The sequence below is a fragment of the Actinoplanes philippinensis genome (genome assembly GCF_900113015.1).
GTDB lineage: Bacteria > Actinomycetota > Actinomycetes > Mycobacteriales > Micromonosporaceae > Actinoplanes > Actinoplanes philippinensis.
In genome coordinates, this window is sequence record NZ_FONV01000008.1 from 352,084 (window position 1) to 373,706 (window position 21,623).

The window sequence follows — 21,623 nt, forward strand, 5'->3', positions numbered from 1 at the left end:
AAGACCGTCACCCGCGGGTGGTCCGGCGCAATCGCTCATCTACCGGGCCGGCCCGGCCGATGTGTGCAGGCGTCACACGGCCGACGAAGGGGGACCGCGATGGGCAAGTCCACTGCCGCGATCGCGCGCCGGATGCCCGGCCCGGCCGGTATCTGCGCGTTTCTCGCGCTCATGGCCCTGGTGGCCACCGCTGTCAACCTGGAGCATCAGCGCACGCCCACGGTGCTGCTGTGGATCACCCTGCCGGTCTCGGCGCTGATCGCCCTGGCCTCGCTGGTGGCGATCGCCCGCCGCGACGATCTCACCCCGGTCGCCCGGCGGTTCTGGCGGCACACGGCGATCGGCACCGCGTTCGCGGCGGTGGGCGCCACCGTCAACGCGTACGACTGTGTGGTCGGCGGCGCCGCGGCGGCGGACGTGTCGGTGGTCGCCGGCATCGGCTACGCCGGGGCGATCGTCGGGAACCTGTGGGCCATGGCGCGCCTGCCGCTGAAGGTCTCCGGCCGGGGCAGCATGCTGCGGGTGGGCCTGGACGGCCTGGTCGTGCTGCTCGCCACCGGCTCCTACTCCTGGCACTTCGTGACCCGCCCGGTCGTGCAGGAGGCCGGCTTCACCCCCGCCGCACTGGTCAGCGGGACGGTGTTCCTGGCGCTGAACCTGCTGGCCCTGATGGCCTTCGGCAAGGTCGCCCTCGCCGGGCGCAGCCACCTGGCCCCGGGTGTGCTGCCGATGATGGCGCTCGGCATGGCCTCCGGCATGGTGAGTTCGCTGCTGCTGCAGAAGTACGCCGTCGACCGCCCGTGGCTGGCCGCGTCGCAGGTGTCCGTCCCGGTGGCGATGCTCTGCGCGGTGCTGGCCGGTCGCGCGCAGCTCCGGGCGGTCGCCCGCGGCGCCGGGCCGACGCGGGCCGTGCGCCGGCTGCCGGTGTGGCTGCCGTACCTGGCGATCGTCGCGGTGTACGCCCTGCTGGTCCACATGGTCGCGGTCGGCGACTCGGACGCGCTGCTGTTCGTGGTGCTGGCCGGCGTGCTGACCGCCCTGGTCGCGACCCGGCAGCAGACGGTCTTCCGGGAGAACGCGAACCTGGTCGCCCGCCTCGACCACGGCGCCACCCACGACACCCTCACCGGGCTGCCCAACCGGGCCCTGTTCACCGAACGCCTCGACGAGGCGCTCGCGGCCAGCCACACCGGGCGGCCGGTCAGCGTCGCCCTGATCGACCTCGACGACTTCAAGGCCGTCAACGACACCCTCGGCCACGGCGTCGGCGACGCGCTGCTGATCGCGGTCGCCGACCGGCTGGCCGCCGCCGTCCGCAAGGAGGACACGGTGGCCCGGCTCGGCGGTGACGAGTTCGTGGTGGTGCTGGACGGCATGGACCCGGACAACGCCTCGGCGGCGGCCGGCCGGCTGATCGCCGCGCTGGCCGAGCCGGTGGTGGCCGGCGACCACGAGCTGCTGGTCCGTGCCAGCATCGGCGTCGCGGGCGGGCACAGCGGGGAGAACGCCGCGGACCTGCTGCGGCGCGCCGACATCGCGATGTACGCCGCCAAGCACCACGGTGGCAGCAACGTCGAGCAGTACACCGAGGGCATGGCCGCCTCGATCGCCGACTCCGCCGCCATCGGCGCCCAGTTGCAGCACGCCATCAACGAGGGCCAGATGTTCCTCGAGTACCAGCCGATCGTCACCCTCGACGGGGGCCGGCTCAAGGGCGTCGAGGCGCTCGTCCGCTGGAACCACCCGGCTCGCGGGATCGTGCCGCCGATCGAGTTCATCCCGGTCGCCGAGCGCACCGGCCTGATCGTCCCGCTCGGCGACTGGGTGCTGCTCGAAGCCTGCCGGCAGCTGGCCGCGTGGCGCGACGAGCTCGGCGACCTCGGCCCGGGCATCGTCAACGTCAACGTCAGCGCCCGGCAGCTGCGCGACCCCGGCTACGTCGGCCGGGTGGCCGCGACGCTCTCCGAGACCGGCCTGCCGCCGCACCGGCTCACCCTGGAGATCACCGAGAGCACCGCCGTCGCGCTCGGCGAGTCGGTCGGCGCGCTCGACGACCTGCGCCGGATGGGCATCCGGATCGCGCTCGACGACTTCGGCACCGGCCAGTCGACGCTCACCCTGCTCCACGAGCTGCCGGTGGACCAGCTGAAACTGGACCGCTCGTTCACCCAGGGCACCGACACCGGACGCCGTGACACCATGCCGTCCGCGGTGATCGCGCTGGCCGAGGCGGTCGGCCTGGACCTGGTCGCCGAGGGTGTGGAGAACCGGGACCAGGCGGATCGGCTGGCCGTTCTCGGATACCAGTACGCGCAGGGCTACCACTTCGCCCGGCCGCTGTCGCCGGACGCCGTCACCGCGATGGTGGCCGCGCTGCCCAAGCCGTCATCCGGCGAGACGGGCGCCGCGGACCTGACCGCCGCGCTCGTGTAGCAGCCACGTGTGGGTGGTGGTCTCCCAGACGGTGACGTCCGGGGCGGCCACCACCTCGACCAGCCGGTGCCCGGCGCCGTCGCGGCGCAGGGCCTCCACCACGGAGGTCACGCCGGTGGTGCGGCGGCCGTCCGGCCAGCACACGGTGGCCTGGTGGGACCAGCGGGCCCGGACGGGGTACGGCAGCGGCCCGCCCGCCAGGATCGCCGACGCCTCGGCATGGCGCAGGGTGGTCAGCGCCGCCGACTCGGCGTGCCGCTCGTCGCGGACCCGCGGCAGGATCGCCGCCAGTTGCCGCCGGGCCTCGCTGAGCCGGCTGCGGACCGTGCCGACCGGGATCACGCACAGGCCGGCGATCCGCTCGTAGGAGTTGCGCTCGGTGAAGTACCGCAACATCGTCACCGGCCGCAGCGCGGGCGACAGCCGGGCCATCGCGTGCCGCACCCAGTCGCGGTCGGCATACCGGTCCAGGTCGGCGTCGGCCCCGACGACCGGCTCCTCACCGGCGGCCTCCAGCGGCACGGCCCGCGGCTCCCGCAGCCGGGACCGGCAGATGTTGCGCACGATCGCGTGCAGCCAGAACCGCACGGCCGCCGGGTCGCGCAGCTGGCCGATCCGGGTGAGCGCCGTGATCGCCGCCTCCTGGCACACGTCGTCGGCGTCCGGCCCGGGTCCCAGGATCTGGCACGCCACCGACCGCATTCCGGCGTAGTGCGCCTGGAACAGCGTGGTGAGGCTGGCCACGTCACCCCGCTGGGCGGCGCGCACGAGCAGTTCGGTGTCCATGGCGCTCGAACCTAGGGACAGCCACTGGAGGATTTGTTGACGTCACGGACCGAACTTTCCGCTTCCACGGCCCGTCTGGTGGACGTGAACAATCCGCCCCCCGCCGCACACGTCCACTACGACAACGATGCCGACCTGTCGATCATCCAGGGCCGCAAGGTCGCGGTGATCGGCTACGGCAGCCAGGGCCACGCGCACGCCCTGTCGCTGCGTGACTCCGGCGCCGACGTCGTCGTCGGCCTCCCCGAGGGCTCGAGGAGCCGCCCGAAAGCCGAGGAGCAGGGCCTGCCGGTCCGGACCTCCGCCGGGGCCGCCGCCTGGGCCGACGTCATCATGCTGCTCGCACCGGACACCGCCCAGCGTGCCATCTACGCCGAGTCGATCGCCCCGCACCTGACCGCCGGCAAGGCGCTGTTCTTCGGCCACGGCCTCAACATCAGGTTCGAGCTGATCAAGCCGCCCGCCGACGTCACCGTCGCGATGGTCGCGCCGAAAGGGCCGGGACATCTGGTACGCCGCCAGTTCGCCGACGGCAAGGGCGTGCCCTGTCTCGTCGCCGTCGAGCAGGACCCCACCGGCGACGGCCTGGCCCTGGCGCTGTCGTACGCCAAGGCGATCGGCGGCACCCGCGCCGGCGTGATCGAGACGACGTTCACCGAGGAGACCGAGACCGACCTGTTCGGGGAACAGGCGGTGCTCGCCGGCGGGGTCAGCGCCCTCGTGCAGACCGGCTTCGAGGTGCTCACCGAGGCCGGCTACGCCCCGGAGATCGCCTACTTCGAGTGCCTGCACGAGCTGAAACTGATCGTCGACCTGATGTACGAGGGCGGCCTGGCCCGGATGCGGTACAGCGTCTCGGACACCGCCGAGTTCGGGGACTACGTCTCCGGCCCGCGCGTGATCAACGCGGCCGTCAAGGAGGAGATGCGGCGGATCCTCGACGACATCCGCTCCGGCGAGTTCACCCGGCAGCTGATCGCCGACGACGACGCGGGGCGGCCGCTGCTCACCGGGTTCCGCGAGCGGGCCGCCGAACACCCGATCGAGATCACCGGCGATCGGCTGCGGGCCATGATGAGCTGGGTGAACCGGCCGATCAGCGAGACGGCCCCGGCATGACCGGCACCTGCTTCGTCACCGTCGGCGGCACGCGTCTGGCGTACCACGTCGCCGGTGACGGCCCGGTGATGATCGTCCACCCGGGCGGCCCCGGCGTCGAGTACTCCTACCTGCGGGTCCCGCAGCTGGAGGAGACCTTCACCATGGTGTACGTGGAACCGGCCGGCACCGGCGCATCGGACCCGTTGCCGGAGCACGCCACCTACGCCGACACCTACGCCGACCTGCTGCACGGGCTCGTCGAGCACCTCGGCGTCCCGGCCGTGCACCTGCTCGGCCACTCGCACGGCGGGGTCGTCGCCCAGCGGTACGCGCTGCGCCACCCCGACCGGGTCGCCGGGCTCGTCCTCTACAGCTCCACCCCGGTCACCGACGCCGCGTTCTGGGCCGAGGGCACCCGGCAGGGGGCCGCCTACCCGCGGCGTCACCCGGAGATCCCGGAGGCGGCGGCCGCGGCCGCCGCCCTGGAGGAGCCCCCGACGGAGCAGACCGAGGCCGCCAAGTCGGCGTGGATGAGCGCCGTCCTGCCGGTGTACTTCGCCGACTTCTGGGGACGCCGCGCCGAGTTCGAGCCGTTGCGTGCCGGCATCCGGTCGTGGCCGGTCGACGTCGACTCGACGGCTGTCGACTTCCGGCCGCGACTGCCGGAGATCACCGCGCCGACCCTGGTGGTGACCGGTCGGCACGACTTCATCTGCGGACCCGGGTGGGCGGCGATGCTGCACGACGGCATCGCCGGGTCCCGGCTGGTGATCCTGCCGGACAGCGGGCACTTCGGGCACCTGGAGGAGCCGGAGGCGTTCGCCGCCGCGGTCCGCGAGCTGCGCGACGAGAGCTTCCGGGCCGGTGTGCGCGGCGCGTTCCGGCGGGGGGACACCGCCGAGGCGCGGCGGCTGGCCGAGGAGGAGCTGCGGCGGGACGGCGAGCCGGCGGGGCGGGTCGAGGCGTTGTACGCGCTGGCCCGTCTCGCCCTGCGCGACGGCGACCTGCCCGCCGCCGAGCGGCTGGCCTCCGCCGCCCTGGACATCGCCGTGGAAACCGGCGACCGCGCCCTCCAGGAGCGGCCCCGGCACGTGCTCGCCGCGGTGGCCCGGCTCGCCGGCGACCTCGACCTGGCCCGGGAACGCTACCTGGCCAGCATCGAGCTCAACGACGAGCTGAACCGGCCCGAGGTGGTCAACTCGGAGTTCTACAACCTGGCCTTCGTCGAGCTGCGCCGCGGCGACGTGGACCTGGCACGGGAGTTGTTCGCCGAGGTCGGGCAGCGGGTGTTCGCCAACGGCTGGCGCTCGTTCGTGCCCTACCTGGGTATCGCCGCCGCCGCGCTGGCCGCCGCCGACGGCGACCACACCCGGGCGGCCCGGATGATCGGGTTCACCGACAGCGCCTACGCCACGATCGGGCAGGTGCCGGACCCCGACGACGCGGTGGAGCTTAGCCGGGCCCGGGACGCCGCCGTCGCCGCGCTCGGCGAGGACCGGTTCGCGTTCGCCTACGCGGACGGGGCGGTGCTGGAGCCCGGGGCGGCGTTCGGTCTCGACTGGAGTGACGCCCGCACGTAGCGGGCGGCGTCGCCGGCGACCGAGGGGTGCGCAAGCCGCAGAGCACCGGCCAGCGACCAGGCGGTGTCCGCGTCACCACGGTCGGCTGCCACCCGTACCGCCTCGGTCAGCTCCTGCCGGTGTCCCGCGAACCAGGCGGCGGCCCGCTCCACGGTGACCGGGATGTCCGGTCGCGTGCCGGCCGGGACCGATCCGGTCCCGGCCGGTGCGAGCGCCGCCTGCGCGTCGAGGCCCGCGTCGAGGTAATGCCGCAGCAGCCGGCCCACCGCCGCCTCCCGCTCGGCCGGGCCGTCCACCGTGTCGAGAAGCTCCTCGGCGTACGCCCGGACCAGCACATGGACCACGAAACGCCCGTCGTCGTGCTCGTCGATCAGCGCCGCCGCGGCCAGCTCCTCCAGATCGGACCGGGTACGGGACGGATCGTCGCCGGTGAGCCCGGCGGCCGTCCCGGCGGTGACCGCCGGAGTGAACGCCGCCGACAGCAACCGGAACAGCCGGGCCGCACCCGCGCTGAGCTGCCGGTACGACCAGGCGAACGCGGTACGCGGGTCGGGCGTCCCGGTGCCGGCCGGGAAGGCCTGCAGCCGCCGGTCGCTGTCGCGCAGCTCGGCGGCGACCGACTCCAGTGACAGGGTGGGCCGGGCGGCCAGCCGCGCGGCCAGAATCGCCAGGGCCAGCGGCAGCCGCCCGCACAGCTCGGCGATCTCGTCCACCAGGTCCGCCGGCGCCGGGCCGGGAAGCCGCCGCAGCACCAACTCCTGCGCCGACGCCGGATCCGGCACGTCGACGCGGAGCAGGTGCGCGCCGTCGAAGGCGGCCAGCCCCAGCAGCGGGCTGCGGCTGGTCAGCAGCACCAGGCTGTGCGCCGAGTTCGGCAGCAGCGGGCGGACCTGGGCCGGATCGTGCACATTGTCCAGCAGCACCAGGATCCGCCGGCCCGCCGTCAGGCTGCGGTAGGCGCCCACCCGCGCGTCGAACGTCCCCGGCAGCTGCGCGGTGGGCACGCCCAGCCCGTACAGCAGGGCGGCCAGCGCGTCCCCGGCCAGCAGATCCTCGTCGTCGAGGTCGCCGCGCAGGTCCAGATAGAGCTGCCCGTCGGTGAACCGGCCGGCGTGCCGGTGCGCGACGTGCGCGGCCAGGGTCGACTTGCCGACGCCGCCCATCCCGTCGAGCGCCACGATCAGCGGGGCGGTACGGCCGTCACGGTCCATCCCGGCGACCAGCGTGTCGAGGGTGGCGATCTCCGGGGCGCGGCCCGCGAACGACGGCAGATCCGGTGGCAGCTGCGCCGGGCGTACCAGATGGGGGATCTCCCGGCCCGGAGGGCTGTCCGCCGGCGCGGGCAGATCCTGGGTGAGCACCCGCCGGTGCGCCTCCTCCAGAGTCTGGCCGGGATCGATGCCGAGGTCGTCGGCGAGGCGCTGCCGGATGGTGCGGTAGGTGCTCAGCGCCTCGGCCTGGCGCCCGGCCATGGCCAGCGCGGTGATCAGCCGGGCGTGCACGAACTCGTTCAGGGTGCCCAGCGTGGCGGCCAGCCGCAGCGGCCCGAGCACCGGCGCGGGCCGCCGCAACCGGAACGCGACGTCGGCTGCCGCGATCGCCGCGTCACAGAACTCGCCGTCGATCGCCGCGAACGTGGCCGCCGCCCCGGCGCTCTCGGCCAGCGCGTCACCGGCCGGGCCGTGGCACAGGCGCAGCGCGTCGGCGTAGCGGTCCAGCGCCTCCCCGGGCCGGTCCGTGCCGTCCAGCGCCCGGCTCTCGGCGATCAGCTCGCGGAACGCGGCCAGGTCGAGGACTTCCGGCCCGGCCGCGAGGCGATATCCGCCGGCGGTGCGCAACAGATAGGAGCCGGGGGTACGCAACGCCAGCTCCGGTTCGAGCAGACGACGCAGCGCGCCCACGTACTTGTGGATGACGTTCACGGCGCTCGGCGGCGCGCTGAGGCCCCAGATCGACGCGGTCAGGTCCGCCACGCTCACCGGATGGCCGACGTTCGCCAGCAGCACCGCGAGCAGGCAGCGCTGCTGACGCGGCCCCAGATCGATCTCCAGGTCGCCGCGCCACACCCGCAGCGGGCCCATGATCTGCAGTCGCAGCCCGGTCAACCGGTGAACTCCCTCAGCAGATGCGCGAACCGCTGCGGCTCCTCCAGATGCGCGAACCGGCCGCTGTCCTCGAAGATCGCGACCCGCGCGCCGGGCACCCCGGCCCGCAGCGCGGCCGCCGCCTCCGGCCCGAACACGACGTCCCGCGCCCCGGCCAGGATCAGCGTGGGCACGGTGATCGACGCGAGCCGCCCGCGCAGGTCCACGGCGGCGAAGTCGGACGCCGGCCGTGGCCAGCACCGGACCGCCGCCACCACCGGCGCGAACTCCGCCTCCCGCTCCCGGTAGTGCGCGAAGTGCGACGGCAGCACGCCGCGCAGCCGCCGGGTCGCCGACTCCTCGTCGTGCACGTCCTCGTCCGCGTCCCGGTGCAGGTTCCAGCGGGCCTGCGCCAGCATCTGCGCGTCGGCGACCGGGCCGGTCGCGTACAGGATCAGGCCGGCCACCCCGTCCGGCAGCCCGGCCACATAGCTCTGCGTGATGAAGCCGCCGTGCCCGTGCCCGAGCACGAACACCGGCTCGTCGGCGAACGCCCGCACCACCGCGTCCAGGTGAGAAACGTAGGTGTCCAGGTCGTAGGCGGCCCCGTCGGGCAGCGAGCCGGACGCCCCGGTGCCGGCCGGCTCCACGTAGATCATCGTGTGGTCGCGTTCGGCCAGCGGCATCCGCAGGTACTCCCAGTGCATGCCGGGGCCGGCCGGATGCGCCACGCATCGGGGACCACGCCCGCGGACATGACAGACCAGCGACAGGTCACCGACCCGGACCACGTGCCGGCTCTCCGTTCGCGTCACGCCGTCGATCATGCCCGACACGAGTGGAGGAACACTTGATCACGTACGGTCATCCGCCGGGGATGGTCCGTGCACGGCGGCGACCGGTGAGCCTGCCACCCGGGGAATTCCCGCACGAGGCCCGCTCGCACGGCACCCGCATCAGTTAAGACAGCGCCCGGAACCTCACATCGGGGGCCGCGCGGCCGACGGTAGGGCCATGGGAAATGGGGCCTGCCGATGAACCGCCTGCCGGTGCTGGTGTCGCCGTACGGCGCCTACGCAGGCCTTGCCCTGCACGTGCACGACCTGACGATCCGGGGTCACCACACGGAGACGCTGAGCGCCGCCGACGAGGCCGAGGCGATCCTGACGCAGCTCGGCGACCGGCGTACGCACCGGATCAGCCGGCTGGGGCGGATGTACGCGCTGAACGCGCTCGGCCGCCTCGACGAGGCGCTGCAGATCGGTGAGGAGCTGATCGCCGACCAGGAGTCGCTGGGCGGCCCCAAAGCCACCGATGCCAAAATCCTCGCCGACGTCGCCCGGGTGCTGATCCACCTCGGCCGCATCGACGACGGCCTGCACCACGTCGCGAGCGCGATGGCGCTGCTGGACGTGGCGCCGCGCAAGGGGCCCCGCTACTTCTCGGCGATGTCGTCGCTGGGCGAGGCGGCCCGCAGCGCCGACCTGTTCGAACTCTCCGACGAGGCGATGCGCCGCTGCCTGGAGTCGTTCGACTCGCCGGACGTGCTGTACCGGTCGGCCGCCGAGCTGACCCACACCGAGCTGTGGGTGGAGTGGGCGCTGCGCCTGGAGCAGGTCGGCCGGGACGAGGAGGCGGCCGGACTGATCAGCAGGAGCACGGCGGTCCTGGAGTTCTGGCTCAAGGAGGGCCTGGAGTCGCCGCTCGGCACCGCGCTGCTGGCCGTCTGCCACGCCAAGAGCGGCCGGATCGACGAGGCGCTGGCCATCATCGACGAGCTGCTGCCGCGGATGCACGCGGCCGGCCAGCACCACGAGTCCCGGCTGCTGCACCTGGCGCAGGGGCTGGCCATGCGCGCCACCGGCCAGTGGCGGGCCGCGCACCGCGAGTTCCGGGCCGGCCTGCAGCTCGCCGCCCTCAAGGCCGAACGGCTGCTCTTCCAGTACGAACTGGCGGTCACCGCCGCCCTAGAGGTGCCCGGCGAGGCCACCCAGGCGATGCTGGAGGCGCTGCGCACCCACGTCGAGGCGCTGTGGCAGCTGCGGCTGGACCGGCGCACCATGCTGCGCCAGGCGTACCGCCGGGTCGAGCTGGAGGCGGCGCGGACCTCCGCCGACCTGGCCGCCGCCTCGGACGCGCTGACCGGCCTCGGCAACCGGCGGATGTTCGACCGCCGGATCAACACCGTCGTCGACGGCGGCACCCTGCTGCTCATCGACGTCGACCACTTCAAGGACATCAACGACCGCTACTCGCACGGTGTCGGCGACCGGGTGCTCGGCGAGATCGCCGCGGTGCTGCGCTCGCACTGCCGTCACGACGAGGTGGCGATCCGCTTCGGCGGCGACGAGTTCGCCCTGTTCCTGGCCACCGGCGAGGCCGAGGCCCGCAAGGTCGCCGAGCGGATCCGCCGGGTCATCCAGGCCCGCGACTGGAACACGATCATGCCCGGCCTGAAGGTCACCCTCAGCATGGGCCTGGCCGCGTGCCGCCCCGGCGAGGCCGGCCGCGAGCTGTACGACCGGGCCGACGCGCACCTGTACGTCGCCAAACGCTCCGGCCGCGACCAGCTGGCCGCCGCCGCGGCCTGACCTACAGGCGCGCGCTGATCACCGGGGCGAGCCGGTCGGTGATCGCCTGGTGGCCCTTGTCGTTCGGGTGCACCGAGTCGCTCAGGCCGTCGGAGGGCAGCCAGCCGGTCGTGTCCACGTAGTACACCGCGGTGTCCCCGGCCCCGGCGCGGGCCTGCACCGCGGCCTGCGTCTCGGCGGCGTACCGGCCGATGAACGTGCGCAGCGCGAAGATCTTCGCGTTCGGGTACACCGAGCGGATCCGGGTCAGGAAGGCGGTGTACTTCGCCTGGAAGTTCGGGCCGGTCACGCCGTGGCTGCGGTCGTTGGTGCCCAGGTTGATCACCACCGCGTCGGCGGTGTAGCGGCTGAAGTCCCAGGCGGCGGTGCCGGCCTGGCCGCCGCTGGCCATCCAGTAGCGGGTCTCGTGCGCCCAGCACCCGTCGGACGTCTCGGACAGGCACATGCCGCCGATCGCGATCTGGGTGTGGTTCTGGCCGAGCCGTTCGCCGGTCTTGAAGCCGTAACCGGTGACCGCCAGCTGGCTGCTCGTCGTCCCGGCGGTGATCGAGTCGCCGATGAACTCGATCAGCCTGGTCCGGGCGGGCGGTTTGAACGTGGCCGCGCCGGCGTCGAGGGTGAGGCCCTGGAAGACGGCGTCGCCGGTGTACGAGCCGGCCACCTGCCGGTAGCTGACGATCAGCGTGTGGTTGCCCGCGGCCAGCGCCGTGGGGGTCAGGTTGATCGTGCCGGAGCCCTTGAAGGCGGTGAACGGCCCGCCGTCGATGGAGGCCCAGAGGTCGACGGTGTTGCGCTGACGCAGTTTCACGGTGCGGCCGGTGAAACCGGTCCGTAGGTAGGCCCCGGCCCAGTACGGCACGTAGGCCGAGGCGTTCGAGGTGTTCCAGCGCCCGGCGAAGCTGATGTTGGGGTCGCCCGGCGTGCCGTCACCGGCCGCGGCCCGGACGGGCGCCGACGGGGCGAGAAGGCCGCCGGTGACCAGCGCGACGACGAGCACGGCTGCGCGCAGACGACCTCGCATGACGACCCCTTTCGACGGGAGCGCTCCCAGTCAGGGTCGTATCGTCACTCGCGCGGCGATTGATGTCAATCAATGCATCACGGGCGAGCGGCGGGTCGGCGACGGCTGTGTGGACAGCCGGTGCGCGGCGGAGTTCGCCCGGTAGGCGGCCTTCGACGGCGCCCGCGCCGGGACGGTGACCGGCGCGGCCGGTGCGGCGGGTGGTGTCGCGGGCCGGGCCGGCGCGGGCGCCGCTTTTCGCCTGCGGTGCAGCCAGCGCAGTGCGGCGGTGACCGCGAACAGTGGCCGGCGGATCAGAGAAACAGAGATGACCTTCACGGTACGGCTACCTTCCGGTGATTGCACAGCGCCACGATTGGAAAGAACCGTAAGCTCTTACGGCTCTTTCAGTAATCGCTCGGAAGGGGCACGGTCGAGTGGATCTGTGCGACGGGTGCGGCAATGTCACAACAGACCCGAACATTTCTCATCGTCGCAGGTGAAGCCAGGTTGGGGCTTTCTACGAGACGGCTCGACGGTTCGTACTAACCCATTCGAATAATCCATTGAAGAAGGCTTGCCGGGCTATTCCTGAGCGCTGCTCGGGCGCTATACGGTGACCCGCGCCGCCGAGACAGGATTACCGGCATCCGACGAAAGACCGAAGGACTGACAAGTGTCGAAATCACGTCGAGCACCGTTCGCCGTCGCCCTGGTCGCCGTAGTGGCCGGCTCCATAGGGCTGGCCTCCACGATGAACGCCGGAGCGGAGGAGGTCCCGGAGCCGGCCCCCAGCGTCTCGTCCACCGGGTCCCCGGCGCCGGAGGAGTCCGAGGAGCCGGAGCTCAGCCCGCCGCCGACGCTGCCCTGGGGACAGACGCCGAACGACCTGGAGACCGGCTCCGACGGCGCCAGCAGCCAGGAACTCGGATCGGCCGGCCTGGACGCGGCCGCGCCCGACGACGAGCCCGAGGGGGGCCTCGGCGAATACGCCCCGAAAGGGAACTCCTCCCGATCCGGCGTCCTGGGATCGACGTCGACCGAACTCATTCCTCCCAAGCCGCCTGCCGTGAACCCGGCGAGCCAGGCGAAGCAGGCCGACCAGACCGTTCTCTTCCACTACAACGTCGGTTCCCAGGCCGCGGTTACTGACGGTGCCTATGCCAACTTCTCCATCAACAAGCCCAGCCTGGCCCTGACCGACTTCCACACCCTCGCCGAGCTGGCCGTGCAGTCCAGCAACGGAAATCAGATCGTCGAGGTCGGCTGGACCGTGGACCGGCTGGTCAACGGCGACTCCGACCCGCACCTGTTCGTCTACCACTGGGTCAACGGCGTGCCCACCTGCTACAACGGCTGCGGCTTCGTCCAGTACAGCGCGAACATCAGCCCCGGGGACACGCTCCCGGAGAACGCCACCAAGCGGCTCGGCATCCAGTACTACAGCGGCGCGTGGTGGATCGCCTACGACACCGAGTGGGTCGGCTACTTCCCGGGCACCCTGTGGTCCGGGAACTTCACCCAGAGCGGCATGATCCAGGCCTTCGGCGAGGTGGCCGGCATCAGCCTGCTGCCCTGCACCGACATGGGCAACGGCCTGAACGGCGCCACCAACAGCTCGGCGGCCCGCATCGGCAGCGTCAGCTACATCAACGGCCCCGCCGTCGACCTGTACGTCCGCAGCACCAGCCCCCACTACGACGTCGCCAAACTGAGCGGCCGAACCTTCCGCTACGGCGGAGACGGCGCCTGCTGACCCGGCCGGCCGGAGGACCGATGCCCGCTCCCGTCCCGGAGCGGGCATCGGGGCGGGCCGCACCCGGGCGCCGGATTGCTACGGTCGGGCGGGTGAGAGCCGTCGTCCACGACCGGTACGGACCGCCTGACGTGCTGCGCCTCGAAGACCTCCCCGTCCCGGCGCCCGCCGCCGGCCAGGTGCTGATCCGGGTCGCCGCGACCTCGATCAACCTCAGCGACTGGGAGACCCTGCGCGGCACCCCCTTCTACTCCCGGCTCGGCGGCCTGCGCGCCCCGGCCCGCCCGGTCCTCGGCTCGGACATCGCCGGCCGGGTGGAGGCGACCGGGCCCGGCGTCACCCGGTTCCGGGCCGGTGACGAGGTGTACGGCGACAACCTCGCCCTCAAGGGCGGATTCGCCGAGTACGCCGTCGCTCCCGAGCGCATGCTCGCCCACAAGCCGCCGGAGCTGGGGTTCGCCGAGGCGTCCACGATCCCGCAGGCCGGCGTGATCGCGATGCAGGGCGTGGCCGGCGCGCGGCCCGGGCAGCGCGTCCTGATCAACGGCGCGGGCGGCGGCTCCGGCGCCTTCGCGATCCAGCTCGCCAAAGCGGCCGGCGCCGAGGTGACCGGCGTCGACAACGGCGACAAGCTCGACTTCATGCGTACGGTCGGCGCCGACCACGTGATCGACTACCGGCGCGACGACTTCACCCGTACCGGACCGTACGATCTGATCCTCGATCTCGTCGCCCACCGCTCCGTCCTCGCCTACCGCCGGGCGGTGGCCCCCGGCGGCCGTTATCGCTGTGTCGGCGGATCGACGCGGACGCTGCTGCGCGTGCTGGCCCTGGGCCGTCTCACCGGCCGCCGCCTCGGCGTGCTGGCGGTCAAGCCGGGACCGGCGCACTTCACCCCGGTCGCCGACCGGTGCGTCGCCGGTGACCTGGCCGTCCACATCGACCGCACGTTCACCCTCGACCAGGTGCCCGCGGCGCTGGAACACGTCGGCGCCGGACGGGCTCTCGGCAAGGTCGTGATCATCCCGCGACCGTAGAAGTGCACCATCCTGGACTATTCTCTTGTGGTCCGATAGGGAATGGCCGGGGAGACGAGACATGCTGGGACGCACGGGAAAGGCGGCGCTTCTCGCGGCCGCCATGACGCTGGCCATCACGGGCTGCGCCAAGGAGGACACCGGCGGCACCACCGCGAGCGGTGTGCCGCTGATCAAGACCGGGGCGCTGACCACCTGCACCCACCTGCCGTATGCGCCGTTCCAGTCCAAGGACACGGCCGGCAAGGTGGTCGGCTTCGACGTCGCGCTGATCGACCTGGTCGCCACCAAGCTCGGCGTCACCCAGGAGATCGTGGACACGCCGTTCGAGGGCATCAAGTCCGGCGCCGACCTCAACTCCGGCAAGTGTGACGTCGCCGCGGCCGGCATGACGATCACCGACGAGCGCAAGAAGGTCCTGGACTTCTCCGACCCGTATTTCGACGCCACCCAGGCGCTCGCCGTGGTCACCGGCAAGGAGGTCACGACCCTCGAGCAGCTGGCCGGCAAGCGCCTCGGCGTGCAGGGCGGCACCACCGGCGAGGACTACATCAAGGCCCAGGTCGCCGAGAAGAAGCTGGACATCGAGGTGGTCTCCTTCAAGGACCTGGCCGCGCTGCAGCAGGCGCTCGCGACCAACCAGGTCGAGGCGGCCGTCAACGACCTGCCGGTCTGGAACGAGTACATCAAGGCCAACCCGGGCAAGGTCGCCGTCGCCGCCGGCTTCGACACCGGCGAGCAGTACGGCTTCGCCGTCAAGAAGGGCAACGCGGCGCTGCTCAAGGCGGTCAACGAGGCCATCAGCAAGGCCAAGTCCGACGGTACGTACGACAAGCTCTACGCCACCTGGATCGGGGCCAAGCCCGCAGCATGAGCATGAGTCCACGACGCCGGCGGCAGGTCTTCCGTGTCGCCGGCTACGTCCTGTTCGCCGCGGTCCTCGTCGCCGTGGCCGCCGCCGCCGACTGGGGGCGCCTGTCCGAGGCGTTCTTCCGGCTCGACGTCGCCCGGAGCATGTTCCCCGACGCGATCACCGTGGCGCTGCGCAACACGATCGTCTACACCCTGCTGGCCTTCGTCTTCGGCCTGACCCTGGGGCTCGTGCTGGCCCTCATGCGCCTGTCGTCGATCCTGCCGTACCGGTGGTTCGCGACGGCGTACATCGAGCTGTTCCGGGGACTGCCGGCCCTGCTCGTGCTCTTCATGGTCGGGTACGGCGTACCCCTGGCGTTCCCCGACCGGGAGATCCCCGGCGGCGTCTACGGCTCGGTGACCGTCGGCCTCGGCCTGACCGCCGCCGCCTACATGGCCGAGACCATCCGCGCCGGCATCCAGGCCGTCCCCAAGGGACAGCTGGAGGCCGCCCGCACCCTCGGCATGTCGCACCCCCGCGCGATGGTCTCGATCATCCTGCCGCAGGCGTTCCGGATCGTCATCCCGCCGCTCACCAACGAGATCATCCTGCTGACCAAGGACACCTCCCTGGTGTACGTGCTGGGTGTCACCTCGACCACGATCGAGCTGACCAAGTTCGCCGGTGACAGCCTCAACACCCGGGTCAACCCGACCCCGCTGGTGGTCGCCGGCCTGCTCTACCTGGTGATCACCCTGCCGTTGTCGCAGCTGGTCCGCGGGCTGGAACGCCGTGCCCGGAAGGAGAGGTGACATGTCGACCATCGAGATCAGCGGCCTGCACAAGTCGTTCGGCGCCCTGGAGGTGCTGCGCGGCATCGACCTGTCCGTCGAGGCCGGCGAGGTGGTGTGCGTCATCGGGCCCTCCGGCTCGGGCAAGTCGACGCTGCTGCGCTGCGTGAACCTGCTGGAGGAGCCGACGTCCGGCACGATCCGGGTGGCCGGGACCGAGGTCACCGACCCGGACTGCGACATCGACGCCGTACGCCGCGGGATCGGCATGGTGTTCCAGCAGTTCAACCTGTTCGGCCACCTGACCGTGCGGGAGAACGTGACGATCGCCCAGCGGCGGGTCCTCAGGCGCAGCCGCGCCGAGGCGGAGCGGGTCGCCACCGCCAACCTGTCCCGTGTCGGCCTGCTCGACAAGGCCGGGGCCTATCCGGCGCAGCTGTCCGGCGGGCAGCAGCAACGGGTCGCCATCGCGCGGGCCCTGGCCATGGACCCGCAGCTGATGCTCTTCGACGAGCCGACCAGCGCCCTCGACCCGGAGCTCGTCGGCGAGGTGCTCGCCGTCATGCGCGGGCTCGCCGCCGAGGGCATGACCATGCTCGTGGTCACCCACGAGATGGCGTTCGCGCGTGAGGTCGCCCACCGGGTGGTGTTCATGGACGGCGGTGTCGTCGTCGAGCAGGGGCCGCCGGCCGAGGTGTTCGGCTCGCCCCGTGAGGAGCGCACCCGCACCTTCCTGCACCGGGTTCTCGAACCGGCCCGGGTCAGTGAGAACGAGATCGGCGTCCAGCGCAAGGAGTGACGGGCAATCTGAGACGGCCGTCGCGCGAAACGGCGGCCGTTGAGCCTTCCCGCAGCTCCCGCCGTACCCCACACCGCATACCCATGGCGGAAAGGGTGAGGCAGATGGCTACAAAGAGTAGGCGTGTCGTGCTGTTCGGGATCAGTGCGGCGGTCGTCGTCGCGGGGGCGGTGGTGACGCCCCAGGCGTTCGCCGCCACCACCCCGGGCTTCGGCAGATTCGGGTTCTTCGGGTCCCGCAACAACGCGGGCGCCGGAAACAACGCCGGAGCCGGCAACAACGCGGGCGGCGGCGCCGCGGCGGGCAACGGCGACTGCACCGACGTGCAGCTCGTCTTCGCCCGCGGCACCGGCGAACCGCAGGGCCTCGGCATCGTCGGCCGGCCCCTGGCCCAGGCGCTCGCCTCCGAGCTGCCCGGCAGGACGGTCAGCTCGTTCGCGGTCGTCTACGCGGCGGCGGCCAACCAGCGCAGCGCCGGCCCCGGCGCGACGAACATGAGCCAGCACATCGCATCGGTCGCCGCGGCCTGCCCGGAGACACAGTTCGTCATCGGCGGCTACTCCCAGGGCGCCAGCGTCACCGACATCGCGATGGGCATCCGCGGCGCCGGGACGGCGGGCGAGGCGATCGACGCCGACCTGACCGGCCGGGTGTCCGCGGTGGTGGTCTTCGGCAACCCGCTCGGGCTGCAGCGGCGCACCATCGCCGGCAGCAGCGCCGAGTTCGGCCCGAAGGCCAAGGAGTTCTGCAACAACGGCGATCCGGTCTGCGGTGGCGGCAACAACTTCGCGGCCCACCTGGCGTACCCGCGTAACGGCACGGTCCAGCAGGCCGCCGAGTTCGCCGCCGGAAAGGTCGGCTGACCCTCTTCGCGGAGCCGGTGGGCCTTGCTGCGGGTTCACCGGTTTCGCATGGAGCGAGAGCGAGAGGCGCACGCCCGGATCGGCCGTACCCTCTTCGGCAAACTCCCGCCCCAGCGGCCGCCGCCCGCGGCGCCGCGCCGCGCATCGCCCCGAAGCCGTTTCACCCGGTGAGCGACGGCTGACGGAACGCGACCGGGCGGCCGCGCCGGTCAGCACTTACGATGGGCGTCGATTCGCGGGAGGCGCACAGTGAGTGCTGAGGTGTTCCGACGTCCGCCACGTCAGGCGGGGCCTCCGCCACCGGGTGCGGAGATGCTGCTGGAGTCGCGGGACCACCTGCGGTTCCTCGCCCAGCAGCGGACCGCTCTGCTGTGGCGGCATCCCGAGCCGGACACGCTCGCGTCGGTGGCCGCCTCCCCGCGGATGTGGGAGCGACGGCCCGGCGACGACGATTTCGCCGAGGTCCGCATCGCCGTCGACAGCCACCGGCTGCCGGCCGGCCTCGTCCTCCCCGAGGCCGCGCCGGCCGCCACCGGGCCGCTGCCGGGCCTGCCGGTGGCGGTGCGGCTGCGCGAGTTCCGCCGGCTGCTGCTGCGCGGCGACCGGGAGCCGGTGACCGGCCTGGCCAGGGCCGTGCTCGCCCAGCTCGCCACCCTGCACTCGCCGGACGAGCTGCGGCTCGCCGTGGTCGCCGCCCCCGAGCGGCGCGCCGGCTGGGACTGGGTGCTGTGGCTGCCGCACACCCGCGCCGACCCGACCGGCGGGCGCCTCGTCTTCGACTCCATGACCGATCTCGATCAGGCCCTCGCGGCCGAGGCCACGCCCGTGGTGGTCGTCCTGGACGGCGCCGCCCGCCCCGCCGAGATCCCGCAGACCATGACGGTGGTCGAGCTTTCCGGTCCGCCGACCGAGGATCAGAACCCGCGGTGGTACGAGGACGCGCGCTCCCTGCTACGACTCGACGTCGCCCCGTCGTCCCTCACCGTCGACACCGGCCTGTGGATCACCTCGCTGGGCCGCCCCGACGCCCTGACCACGATGCAGGCCGAGCGTACGGCGCAGGAGATCGCCCTCAACCACCTCTCCGACCCCTCCGCCGCCACCGCGGGTCCTTCCGCTACGTCCGGTCCCTCCGTTCCCGCCGCCCTCGAAGAGCCTCCGGTGGCGCCCTACGAGGACCTTTCGCCGGATCGCGAGCCGCTGCCACCGATCCCCGAAGACCCGTCGCTGGTCGTGGACCCCTCGCCCTCGGTGCCGCCGGTGGTGGAGCCCTCACCCTCGGTGCCGCCGGTCGCGGAGTCCTCATCCCCGCTGCTGGTCGCGGAGCCGCCGCCGCTGCGCAACGAGCTGACCGACCTCCTGAGCCTCGGTGATCTCGCCGACCTCGACCCCACCACCGTCCGCCGGGGCCGCGACGGGCTGCGCCTGCCGCTCGGCCTCGCACCGGACGGCGGCGTCGTCGAGCTCGACCTGGACACCATGGGCCCGCACGGCCTCGTCGTCGGCGCCACCGGCTCCGGCAAGAGCGAGCTGCTGCGTACCGTCGTCACCGCCCTCGCCGTGATCAACCGGTCCGAGGACTTCACCTTCGTCCTGGTCGACCACCGGGGCGGTGCGGCCTTCACCACCTTCGAGAAGCTGCCGCACATCAGCGCGATCATGGGCCACACCGACGAGCCGGCCGCCGTCGCCCGTCTCCACGACGCCCTCGCCGGTGAGCTGGCCCGCCGCGAGAGGGCGCTCGACGACGGGATCACGCTGCCCCGGCTGCTGGTGATCTGCGACGAGTTCACCGAGCTGCTGGAGCGGAGCCCGGACCTCGCCGACCTGTTCACCGAGATCGGCCGGACCGGGGCGGCGCTCGGCGTACACCTGCTGCTCGCCGCGCAGCGCCTGGAGGAGGGCCGCCTGCGTGGCCTCGACGGCCACCTGTCGTACCGCATCGCCCTGCGCACCTTCTCCGCCACCGAGAGCCGGATCGCCCTCGGTGTCCCCGACGCCTACGACCTGCCCCGGCGGCCGGGAACCGGCCTGCTGAAGGCCGGCGACGGCCCGCTCGTTGCGTTCCGTGCCGCCTACGTCTCCGGCCCTTACGTTCCTGACGCCGAACCTGACGCCCATGTCTCCGGCGCTTACGTTCCCGGCGCCTCTCCGGGCGCGGCCGCCTTCGACGCCGGTGCTGACGCCTATGTCCCCGGCGGCCGTCCCGGTGATGACCGGCGCAGCGTCGCCGAGGTGATCGTCGACCGGCTCGCCGGGCACGGGCGGCCCGCGCACCAGGTGTGGCTGCCGCCGCTGACCGACCCGGCGAGCCTCGGTGACCTGCTCGGTGACCTGCACGTCGTCGAGGGCCGCGGCCTGGTCGCCGAGAGCTGGCCGGGCGCCGGGCGACTGACCGTGCCGCTCGGTGTCGTCGACCGGCCGTTCGAGCAGCGCCGCGACACGTTCGTCCTGGAGATCGGCAACCTGGCCGTCGCCGGCGGCCCGCAGTCCGGCAAGAGCACCCTGCTGCGTACCGTGATCAGCGCTCTCGCTCTCACCCACAGCCCTCGCGAGGTGCAGTTCTTCTGCCTCGACTTCGGCGGAGGGGGACTGCACCGCCTCGACGGCCTGCCGCACCTGGCCGGCGTCGCCGCCCGCACCGAGGGCGACACCGTGCGCCGCATCGTCGCCGAGGTCGCGCAGCTGATCGAGGACCGCGATGCGCGCCGGATCGAGTCGATCGCCGCCTACCGGCGCAGCCGCGCGTCCGGCGAGGTGACCGACGACCCGTTCGGTGACGTGTTCCTGGTCATCGACGGGTGGGCGACGCTGCGCCGCGACTTCGAGGAACTGGAGCAGGCCGTCATCGAGATCGCCCTGCGCGGCCCCGGCCTCGGCGTCCACGTCGTGGTCAGCGCGGGCCGGTGGGCCGACGTCCGCCCCGCCATGCAGCCGCTGTTCGGCGCCCGGCTCGAACTGCACCTCGGCGAGCCCGGCGACTCGGTCATCGACCGCCGCGCCGCCGCCGACGTCCCCGCCGGAGCGCCCGGCCGCGGCCTGACCCCGGACCGGCTGCACTTCCTCACCGCCCTGCCCCGCATCGACGGCTCCACCGACGTGTCCGACCTCGCCGAGGGCGTCACCGACCTCGCCGGTCAGGTGAAGGCGGCCTGGCCGGACGACCCGGCGCCGCGGGTCCGGCTGCTGCCCGCCCTGATCCCGGCTGCTGACCTGGCCGGCGCACCCGGCCTGCCGATCGGCCTGAACGAGGCGAACCTGGCGCCGGTCTCCCTCGACCCGGCCGCCGACCGGCACCTGGTGATCTTCGGCGACGGCGCGTGCGGCAAGACCAACCTGCTGCGGCTGATCGCCCGTGGCGTCGTGGCGACCCATTCGCTGGCCGAGGCCCGGCTGGTGCTCGTCGACTACCGGCGGGGCCTGCGCGGCGCGATCGACGGCGAGCACCTGCTGGTCCACGCGACCACCAGCCAGCACCTGGCCGACAACATCGAGTCGATCCACGCCGCCATGTCCCGGCGGCTGCCCGGCCCCGACGTCACCGCCGAGCAGCTGCGCAACCGCAGCTGGTGGTCCGGTCCCGACCTGTACATCCTGGTCGACGACTACGACCTGGTCAGCGCCGGTGGCCACAACCCCCTGGCCCGGCTCGCCGAGCTGCTGCCGTACGCCCACGACATCGGCCTCCACCTGATCATCGCGAGGCGTTCCGGCGGCGCCGGCCGGGCCATGTACGAGCCACTGCTGCACCGCCTCCGCGAACTGGCCGTACCCGCGCTGATCATGTCCGGCGACCGGGAGGAGGGCCGCCTCTTCGGCAGTGTGCGACCAAGCCCACAGCCGCCCGGCCGGGGCTTCCTGGTGCGCCGCAGCGACGACGTCACCCTGGTCCAGACCGCCTGGAGCGACCCCGACACCCCGGCATAGCGAGACTGGAATCGATCAAAGA

Annotated in this window: 16 protein-coding genes; 11 read left to right on the plus strand and 5 right to left on the minus strand. The window is 72.7% G+C overall.

Annotated elements, in window-relative coordinates:
* The first annotated feature begins 99 nt into the window (after positions 1 to 99).
* Positions 100 to 2,433 (plus strand): putative bifunctional diguanylate cyclase/phosphodiesterase, encoded by a 2,334-nt coding sequence (locus tag BM290_RS22630; RefSeq protein ID WP_093617185.1) that lies wholly within the window; start codon positions 100 to 102, stop codon positions 2,431 to 2,433.
* Here the strand turns inward: BM290_RS22630 and BM290_RS22635 are convergent.
* Positions 2,386 to 3,219, minus strand: coding sequence for an RNA polymerase sigma factor (locus BM290_RS22635; protein WP_093617187.1), 834 nt, complete (start codon positions 3,217 to 3,219; stop codon positions 2,386 to 2,388). The two genes, BM290_RS22630 and BM290_RS22635, sit on opposite strands and share 48 nt — an antisense overlap.
* Positions 3,220 to 3,303: 84 nt before the next feature.
* Between BM290_RS22635 and ilvC the strand changes: the two genes are divergently transcribed.
* Positions 3,304 to 4,338 (plus strand): ketol-acid reductoisomerase, encoded by a 1,035-nt coding sequence (gene ilvC / locus BM290_RS22640; protein ID WP_093617515.1) that lies wholly within the window; start codon positions 3,304 to 3,306, stop codon positions 4,336 to 4,338.
* Positions 4,335 to 5,900, plus strand: coding sequence for an alpha/beta fold hydrolase (locus BM290_RS49955; RefSeq protein WP_239143170.1), 1,566 nt, complete (start codon positions 4,335 to 4,337; stop codon positions 5,898 to 5,900). Before ilvC ends, BM290_RS49955 begins: the two co-directional genes overlap by 4 nt.
* On the opposite strand, the gene BM290_RS22655 is transcribed toward BM290_RS49955, so the two are convergent.
* Both BM290_RS22655 and BM290_RS22660 read right to left on the minus strand, forming a co-directional pair.
* A complete protein-coding gene (locus BM290_RS22655) occupies positions 5,831 to 8,005 on the minus strand; it encodes an AfsR/SARP family transcriptional regulator (RefSeq protein WP_239143171.1) in 2,175 nt (724 codons plus the stop codon). The two genes, BM290_RS49955 and BM290_RS22655, sit on opposite strands and share 70 nt — an antisense overlap.
* A complete protein-coding gene (locus tag BM290_RS22660) occupies positions 8,002 to 8,799 on the minus strand; it encodes an alpha/beta fold hydrolase (RefSeq protein ID WP_177319849.1) in 798 nt (265 codons plus the stop codon). The genes BM290_RS22655 and BM290_RS22660 overlap by 4 nt, the downstream gene beginning before the upstream one ends.
* Before the next feature lie 219 nt (positions 8,800 to 9,018).
* Between BM290_RS22660 and BM290_RS22665 the strand changes: the two genes are divergently transcribed.
* The gene (locus BM290_RS22665) at positions 9,019 to 10,575 is read left to right on the plus strand and encodes a GGDEF domain-containing protein (protein ID WP_239143172.1); all 1,557 of its coding nucleotides are present in this window, start codon (positions 9,019 to 9,021) and stop codon (positions 10,573 to 10,575) included.
* 1 nt (position 10,576) lies between these two features.
* On the opposite strand, the gene BM290_RS22670 is transcribed toward BM290_RS22665, so the two are convergent.
* On the minus strand, positions 10,577 to 11,596 hold the full coding sequence (locus BM290_RS22670; RefSeq protein ID WP_093617195.1) for an SGNH/GDSL hydrolase family protein: 1,020 nt from the start codon (positions 11,594 to 11,596) through the stop codon (positions 10,577 to 10,579).
* 69 nt (positions 11,597 to 11,665) lie between these two features.
* Positions 11,666 to 11,914 (minus strand): hypothetical protein, encoded by a 249-nt coding sequence (locus BM290_RS22675; protein ID WP_093617197.1) that lies wholly within the window; start codon positions 11,912 to 11,914, stop codon positions 11,666 to 11,668.
* Between the two features lie 337 nt (positions 11,915 to 12,251).
* Between BM290_RS22675 and BM290_RS22680 the strand changes: the two genes are divergently transcribed.
* From BM290_RS22680 to eccCb, 7 genes are all read left to right on the plus strand, one after another.
* Positions 12,252 to 13,331 carry a neprosin family prolyl endopeptidase gene (locus BM290_RS22680; RefSeq protein WP_239143173.1) on the plus strand — a complete coding sequence of 360 codons (1,080 nt, stop codon included), beginning with the start codon at positions 12,252 to 12,254 and terminating at the stop codon, positions 13,329 to 13,331.
* 92 nt (positions 13,332 to 13,423) lie between these two features.
* Positions 13,424 to 14,368, plus strand: a complete 945-nt coding sequence (locus tag BM290_RS22685; RefSeq protein WP_093617201.1) for an NAD(P)-dependent alcohol dehydrogenase — start codon at positions 13,424 to 13,426, stop codon at positions 14,366 to 14,368.
* A 61-nt stretch (positions 14,369 to 14,429) separates the two neighbouring features.
* A complete protein-coding gene (locus tag BM290_RS22690; protein ID WP_093617203.1) occupies positions 14,430 to 15,242 on the plus strand; it encodes a transporter substrate-binding domain-containing protein in 813 nt (270 codons plus the stop codon).
* Between the two features lie 2 nt (positions 15,243 to 15,244).
* The gene (locus BM290_RS22695) at positions 15,245 to 16,033 is read left to right on the plus strand and encodes an amino acid ABC transporter permease (protein ID WP_239143174.1); all 789 of its coding nucleotides are present in this window, start codon (positions 15,245 to 15,247) and stop codon (positions 16,031 to 16,033) included.
* Position 16,034: 1 nt separating this feature from the next.
* On the plus strand, positions 16,035 to 16,811 hold the full coding sequence (locus tag BM290_RS22700; protein ID WP_093617207.1) for an amino acid ABC transporter ATP-binding protein: 777 nt from the start codon (positions 16,035 to 16,037) through the stop codon (positions 16,809 to 16,811).
* 104 nt (positions 16,812 to 16,915) lie between these two features.
* On the plus strand, positions 16,916 to 17,674 hold the full coding sequence (locus BM290_RS22705) for a cutinase family protein (protein ID WP_093617209.1): 759 nt from the start codon (positions 16,916 to 16,918) through the stop codon (positions 17,672 to 17,674).
* 312 nt (positions 17,675 to 17,986) lie between these two features.
* Positions 17,987 to 21,601, plus strand: a complete 3,615-nt coding sequence (eccCb, locus tag BM290_RS22710; RefSeq protein ID WP_177319850.1) for a type VII secretion protein EccCb — start codon at positions 17,987 to 17,989, stop codon at positions 21,599 to 21,601.
* Positions 21,602 to 21,623 lie beyond the last annotated feature (22 nt).

What these genes read in the sequence shown, in the direction of transcription:
- BM290_RS22630 (WP_093617185.1), top strand. Translation starts at nt 100, where the DNA reads ATGGGCAAGTCCACTGCCGCGATCGCGCGCCGGATGCCCGGCCCGGCC.
- BM290_RS22635 (WP_093617187.1), bottom strand. Translation starts at nt 3,219, where the DNA reads ATGGACACCGAACTGCTCGTGCGCGCCGCCCAGCGGGGTGACGTGGCC.
- BM290_RS49955 (WP_239143170.1), top strand. Translation starts at nt 4,335, where the DNA reads ATGACCGGCACCTGCTTCGTCACCGTCGGCGGCACGCGTCTGGCGTAC.
- BM290_RS22665 (WP_239143172.1), top strand. Translation starts at nt 9,019, where the DNA reads ATGAACCGCCTGCCGGTGCTGGTGTCGCCGTACGGCGCCTACGCAGGC.
- BM290_RS22670 (WP_093617195.1), bottom strand. Translation starts at nt 11,596, where the DNA reads ATGCGAGGTCGTCTGCGCGCAGCCGTGCTCGTCGTCGCGCTGGTCACC.
- BM290_RS22690 (WP_093617203.1), top strand. Translation starts at nt 14,430, where the DNA reads ATGCTGGGACGCACGGGAAAGGCGGCGCTTCTCGCGGCCGCCATGACG.
- BM290_RS22695 (WP_239143174.1), top strand. Translation starts at nt 15,245, where the DNA reads ATGAGTCCACGACGCCGGCGGCAGGTCTTCCGTGTCGCCGGCTACGTC.
- BM290_RS22700 (WP_093617207.1), top strand. Translation starts at nt 16,035, where the DNA reads ATGTCGACCATCGAGATCAGCGGCCTGCACAAGTCGTTCGGCGCCCTG.
- BM290_RS22705 (WP_093617209.1), top strand. Translation starts at nt 16,916, where the DNA reads ATGGCTACAAAGAGTAGGCGTGTCGTGCTGTTCGGGATCAGTGCGGCG.
- eccCb (WP_177319850.1), top strand. Translation starts at nt 17,987, where the DNA reads ATGCTGCTGGAGTCGCGGGACCACCTGCGGTTCCTCGCCCAGCAGCGG.